At 74.7% G+C, this 5,813-nt stretch carries 6 protein-coding genes; 3 read left to right on the plus strand and 3 right to left on the minus strand.

Going from position 1 to position 5,813, the window contains the following annotated elements:
* A partial coding sequence (locus tag L7D48_RS24640; RefSeq protein ID WP_237882621.1) for a peptidoglycan-binding protein occupies positions 1-290 on the plus strand: 290 nt, incomplete at its 5' end.
* 60 nt (positions 291-350) lie between these two features.
* On the opposite strand, the gene L7D48_RS24645 is transcribed toward L7D48_RS24640, so the two are convergent.
* The 3 genes from L7D48_RS24645 to L7D48_RS24655 form a co-directional block, all read right to left on the minus strand.
* Entirely contained in the window at positions 351-1,295 is a 945-nt protein-coding gene (locus L7D48_RS24645; protein ID WP_237882623.1) for a PmoA family protein, read from the minus strand.
* The gene (locus L7D48_RS24650) at positions 1,292-2,446 is read right to left on the minus strand and encodes a Gfo/Idh/MocA family protein (RefSeq protein ID WP_237882624.1); all 1,155 of its coding nucleotides are present in this window, start codon (positions 2,444-2,446) and stop codon (positions 1,292-1,294) included. Before L7D48_RS24650 ends, L7D48_RS24645 begins: the two co-directional genes overlap by 4 nt.
* 114 nt (positions 2,447-2,560) lie before the next feature.
* Positions 2,561-3,778, minus strand: a complete 1,218-nt coding sequence (locus tag L7D48_RS24655; protein WP_237882626.1) for an erythromycin esterase family protein — start codon at positions 3,776-3,778, stop codon at positions 2,561-2,563.
* 58 nt (positions 3,779-3,836) lie between these two features.
* On the opposite strand from L7D48_RS24655, the gene L7D48_RS24660 reads away from it, so the two are divergent.
* Both L7D48_RS24660 and L7D48_RS24665 read left to right on the plus strand, forming a co-directional pair.
* Complete coding sequence (locus L7D48_RS24660; protein ID WP_237882628.1) at positions 3,837-4,586, plus strand: TioE family transcriptional regulator; 750 nt, start codon at positions 3,837-3,839, stop codon at positions 4,584-4,586.
* A 167-nt stretch (positions 4,587-4,753) separates the two neighbouring features.
* A partial coding sequence (locus tag L7D48_RS24665; protein WP_237882630.1) for a DUF4139 domain-containing protein occupies positions 4,754-5,813 on the plus strand: 1,060 nt, incomplete at its 3' end.

The following is a 5,813-nucleotide window of genomic DNA, read 5'->3' on the forward strand; positions in this document are numbered from 1 at the left end:
CCGCCGCACCTCCGAGGTCCGCCACACCGCCGCCCAACCCCGCCTCCCAGCAGTCGCGGCCCCCCGTACCCGGCATGCTGCGGGAGGGGGACGGCGGCCCGGAGGTGGTGGAGCTCCAGCGGCGGCTGCGGCAGGTCCCGGGCATCTACCCCGGCGGCGAGGTCGACGGCCGCTACGACGCCGAGGTCACCGAGGCCGTCGCCCGCTACCAGCAGTGGTACGGCATCCGGGGCGACGAGAGGGGCGTGTACGGCGACGACACCCGGCGCGACCTGGAGGCGCGCACCTGACGGGCGGGCCGCGCGCTCACCGCCCCTCTGCCCACCCCCGTGTGTCCGCCGCCCGTGCGTTCACCACCCGTGTGCCCCGAGCCAGGACTCCACCCGGCCTTCGTCCCAGGCGCCGTCCGCGACGACCACGCGGTAGCGGTAGGCGAAGCTCTCCCCCGGCGGCAGCTCGAACTCCTCGAAGAAGGCCCAGGAGAAGGCCACGACCGGGGTCGGCTCGGAGCGCACGAACCAGTGGGAGGCGTGGATCGCGCCGTCGTTCCCGGGCGCGTGGGCGAAGACCACGGTGGTGTGCGCGTCCGCCCCGTCGCGTTCGGCGGTGAAGGCCAGCCAGGGTGCCCGGGCGCCCATCATGGCCGCGGCGCCGGTCTCCCCCTTCCCGCCCCGGCCGCCGGGGCCGAGGACGTCGCCGCCGGTGAAGTCGCGCGGACCGCGCCAGTGGAGGCCGGTGTAGCCGGCCATCTCGCGTCCGGCGGTGGTCGGGGAGCCGAACACCAGCGGCTCGGTACGGATGTTGGTGAGGTGGATCGACCAGTCCAGCGCCCAGGCGCCCTCCTCGGGCTCGGCCGAGTGCACCTCGACGGTGCGCTTCTCCCGGGCCCACTCCTCTCCGCCGTTCTCGATCCACGTCAGCCGTTCGGCCACGCGTACCCGGTCCCCGCCCGGGCCGAGGACGTCCACCACGTCGAAGCCGTCGTGCCGCATCCACCCCACCCGGTCCCGCAGCGGCAGGTAACCGCGGCCGTGGACGTAGGAGTTGCCGCCCCAGAAGTTCTGCCCGGACAGGTGGCTGGCGGTCATCTGCAGCCCCTTGTGCCAGCGGTGGTCGCTGGGCCGGTAGCCGGTGACGGTGCGGCCGGCCAGGGTCCGCAGCGGATGGGCGTAGGGCTTGCGGGACTCGAAGGCGTCCGGATCGGGCCGGTACACATAGGCCATCAGCTCCACCGCGCCGCAGGCGACGGAGATCCGTTCGCCGCGGGTGTGGGTGACGGTCAGCGGCGCGCTCACCGGGTCGCCTCCTTCGCGGGGGCGCCCGGCGCCCAGTCGGGGTGGTCTCCGTGCATGGCGGTGTGGTACGGGTCGCCGGGGACGATCTCGCCGGCGCGCACCGGCAGCCCGGTGAAGGCGGACTTGTACAGGGCGGCGGTGAACTCCAGGGTGCGGCGGGCCTCGTGGCCGCTGCCGGGCGGCCGGACGCCCGCGCGCCGGGCGGCCAGTACGGCCGCGAGCTGGGCGGTGTGGGAGCTGGGCAGGTCGGCCGCCGGGGTGCGCCAGGCGCGGACGCGGTCGGCTCCGTCGGGGGCGTCGGCCACGTGGGGGGCGGGGGTGTAGGCCCAGTCGTCGTTGGAGTGGCCGTACAGGTGGGTGAGTTCGACGGTGGCGTCGGCGCAGTCGATCCGTATGCGGCTGGCCTCCTGAGGGGACAGGACGCTGTTGACGACGGTGGCCATGGCGCCGCTCTCGAAGCGGACCAGGGCGGTGGAGACGTCCTCGCTCTCCACGTCGTGCACCAGGCGTCCGGCCATGGCCCGCACCTCGGTCCAGTCGCCGAGCAGGTGCAGCAGCAGGTCCGTCTGGTGGATGCCGTGGCCCATGGCGGGGCCGCCGCCCTCGGTGGCCCACCGGCCTCTCCAGGGGACGGAGTAGTAGGTGGCGTCGCGGTACCAGGTGGTCTGGCAGTGGGCGACGAGCGGGGCGCCCAGCGCGCCGGAGGCGAGCAGCTCACGGGCGTGGACGGCGCCGGAGCCGTAGCGGTGCTGGAAGAGGACGGTGGAGTACGGGCCCCCGTCCTCCTCCGTCCCCTCGGCGGCGGCGATCTCGTCGTACTCGGCGAGGGAGAGGCACAGCGGCTTCTCGCACAGCACCCACGCTCCGGCGCGCAGCGCGGCCACGGCCTGTTCGCGGTGGAGGGAGGGCGGGGTGCCGATCAGCACCAGGTCGGGCTTCTCCCGCTCCAGCATCAGGGCCAGGTCGGTGTAGCCCGCCACCCCTTCGCCCGCCCGCGCGCGGAAGGCGTCGAGCCGGCCGGTGTCCACGTCGACGACGGCGACCGGCTCGACCTCGTCCGCGTGGGCTTCGAGAGCCGGCAGGTGGCCGACGGTGGCGATGGCTCCGGCGCCGACGACGGCGGCGCGGAGGCGTTGGGTGACCGGGGGCATCGGGTTCGGGCTCCTTCGGTGGCCGACTGTTGCAGAAAGCGCTTACCGAACCAGACCCTAGAGGCGTCGCGGGCGTCTGGAAAGAGCCGAGCGCCGCGCTCGCGGCTTCGCGGGTCAGCCCTGCGGGACGTCCTTGACGAAGACGACGCCGTCGCCGTCCGCCAGTCGGGCCGGATCGAGCGGGGCGTAGCCGAACCAGGGGGAGACGCGGGGCGCGGGAGGGAGGTCGCCGAGGGCGGCGGCCAACTCCCGGGCACCGGCGAGGCAGCGGTCCCGGGGCAGCGCGTACAGGAGTCCTTCGAGGCTGTCCGGCGGCGGGGCGTCCACTCCCCGGTGCCGGATCGTGCCCAGAGCCGTGGCCACGAAGGCGTACTCCTCGCCGAGCCGGGAGCTCACCAGCGCGCCGGCGCCCCACCACTCCACCGGCCCCTGCCACATCCGCATCGTGCTCCTCCCCCGCTGGAGGTGGGAGTTGTGGGCGTGGACGAGCACCGGGCCCCGGTCTGCGAGAGCGAGGAGGTTTCCGGCCATCGTCGAGTCCCGCAGCGCGCACAGCCGGGCCATACGCGCCGGTGACGCGTCGGCCATCCGGTGGTGGTAGCGCAGCAGGCCGGTCGCGGTGCGCCCGTACAGGCGCGCCCGGTCCCACTCCTCCCGTGAGGCCGCCGCGATCAGGTGGGGTGTCTGCTCCTCCAGCAGCGCCACCAGGTCGTCGGCGAGCAGCCGCAGCCTGTCCGCCTCGGCGGTCCGCCCCACCGACCGGGACGGGTCCGTCATCGCGGCGGGTTCGGTCCACCGGGCGTCGTCGCCGAGCAGGCGGTCGAGCGTCTGTGCGTCACAGGGGAGCAGGTCCGCCTCCACATGGGCCGTGAGGTGGCGGTGGAGCGCGACAAGGGCCTGCCGGGGGCTCGCGGCATGGGTGATCTCCAGCGGGCCGTCGAAACCGGCGAAGCGGAGCCGGTCGGAGGCGGGCCTGCCCTCGGCGTCGGCGCGGGCGTTGTGGGCGCGCATCCAGCGCACGAGTTCGCGGTTGGCCGCGAAGGCGCCCCAGCCGTGGCTGAATCCGCTCTCCATGACCTGGTCGAGGGTGCCGGTGCCGGAGGTGACGTAGTCGTCCACGATCAGACCCGCCACGCAGTCGCTCTCGATCGCGATCGTCCGGTAGCCCTCCTCCTCGACGAGTTGCCGGAACAGCTCGTTGCGCAGGCCGAGCAGCGCACCCTCCCCGTGGGTGGGCTCGCCCAGGGCGAGCATCCGGGGCCGGGCCGGGAGCACTCCCATGACGGCCGCCGCGTCGACGGCGCGGGCGATGTCCTTGGTGTCGGTAGCCATGCCTTCAACGCTATCGTTGAACCTTCGATGGAAACTTTTCCGCGATATCTTCGCCTCCATGGGGAGAAACCTTCAAAGCGGTGAGTGGCTCAGGCCGGTCGATCTGGCGCGCGGGCACGGCCTGTCCGCACAGGCGGTCAGGAACTACGAGGGGGCCGGCATCCTTCCGGCCGCCGATCGCACACCCCACGGCTACCGCGTCTACACCCCGCTGCACGCGCGGGCCCTGCGCACCTTCCTCGCCCTGGTGCCCGGCCACGGCCACCAGGCGGCGACGGCGATCATGCGGGCGGTGAACGAGGGCGCACAGGAGGAGGCGTTCCGCCTCGTCGACGAGAGCCACGCCCAGCTCCTGGAGGACCGCCGGACCCTCCGGGCCGTGGAGAGCGCCCTGCGCGACCTGGATCCCGGTGCGGCCCATGGCCCGGGCCCGGTGCCCGGGGCCGGGTCCGAGCCCGAGTCCGGCGGCGTGTTCATCGGGCCACTGGCCGGGAAGCTCGGCATCCGGCCCGCGACGCTGCGCAAGTGGGAGCGTGCCGGGCTGGTCCGCCCGCACCGCGACCCGCGCACCGGGTACCGGGTCTACGGCGAGGCAGACGTACGGGACGCCCGGCTGGTCCACCAGCTCAGGCGGGGCGGCTATCTGCTGGAGCAGATAGCCCCGCTGGTCGACCGGGTGCGGACGGCCGGCGGGCTGGAGCCACTGGAGGCCGCTCTGCGCGACTGGCACGGCCGGCTGGCCGCCCGCGGGCGGGCGATGCTGGCCGGGGCCGCCGAGTTGGATGCGTACCTGCGCGAACGCGGGTGAAGCGCCCCCTCCCCGAGATCCGCGGATGAACGGCCGCCGCTCGGCGCGGAGTCCGACGGCCGAAGCAGGACGGGGAAAAGCCCCGGATCCGCCGCAACGCCTCCTGCGCCGACCCGTCCGGCGGCTATGGTGCGGTCACCGGTCGGGCGAGGGGCGTGAGGGGCGGTATGGCGGACGAGGCGGTCGCGGGCGGCGGTGCGCGTACGGGATCCGGCAAGGAGCCGGTACCGGAAGCCGTACCGGAGTCGGCTCTGGAGTCCGTGGTGGTGCATGCCGTCGGGGCCGTGTGCGTCCGGCGCGCCCGCTGTGCCCTGCCGCGGGACCCGAAAGGTCCGGACGCGGTCGTGCGCGTCCGGGTGGAGGGGTTGCCGATCTCCCTGTACGACCACTCGCTGCGCGGCCGGGTCGTCTCCGGCCCGCCCGGGCTGCGGGTGACCGACGTACGGCCGGTGCGGTCCGCCGCTCCTCGGCAGGACCGCGAACTGCCCTCCCTGCGATTGGAGTTGGAGGAGGCCGAGAAACGGCTGGACCGGCTGCGCGAGCGGCACGGCCGGCTCACCGCGGAGATCGGGAAGGTGGCCGAGCTGCGGGCCGTGCCGCCGCAGCCCCGCCGCGGGGATCCGCCCCGCTGGGCTCCGGTGGAGTCCCTGCTGGCGCTGGCGAACTTCGTGGACGGCCGGCTGGCGCTGCTCCACGGACGGTTGCGGGCGGTGGAGGCCGAACTGAGCGGCGCGGAACACGATGTCGACGTACTCGTCCAGCGTCTGGAAGCGGCCTCCAGCGCGCTGCCCGCCACGCGGGCGGGCGAGTCGGCCGCCGCCCTCCTGACCCTGGAACGGTCCGGGGACGGCGCGCCGCACAGCGGTGGGGACGAACAGGACCGTCCCGAGGTGGAGTTGGAGATCGAGTACCACGTGCCCGGGGCCACCTGGTCGCCGGTGTACCAGTTGCGGCTGGACGGCACGGCCTCCGCATCCGGCGGGACGCTCGTCCTGCGGGCCTGCGTGGCCCAGCGCACCGGCGAGGACTGGACGGGCGTACGGCTGGGCCTGTCCACCGCCGACCTGCTGCGACGTACGGACGTTCCCCGGCTGCGGTCGCTGCGGATCGGGCGGCGCCAGGAGGAGCCCGCCGTGCGGGGGTGGCGCGAACCCCCGCCGGGGCTGGAGGAGTTGTTCGCCGGATACGACGCGGCTCTCCCGCCGGGGCCCCCGCCCGGTCCCGGCC

Source organism: Streptomyces sp. ICN903, assembly GCF_022015835.1.
GTDB lineage: Bacteria > Actinomycetota > Actinomycetes > Streptomycetales > Streptomycetaceae > Streptomyces > Streptomyces fenghuangensis.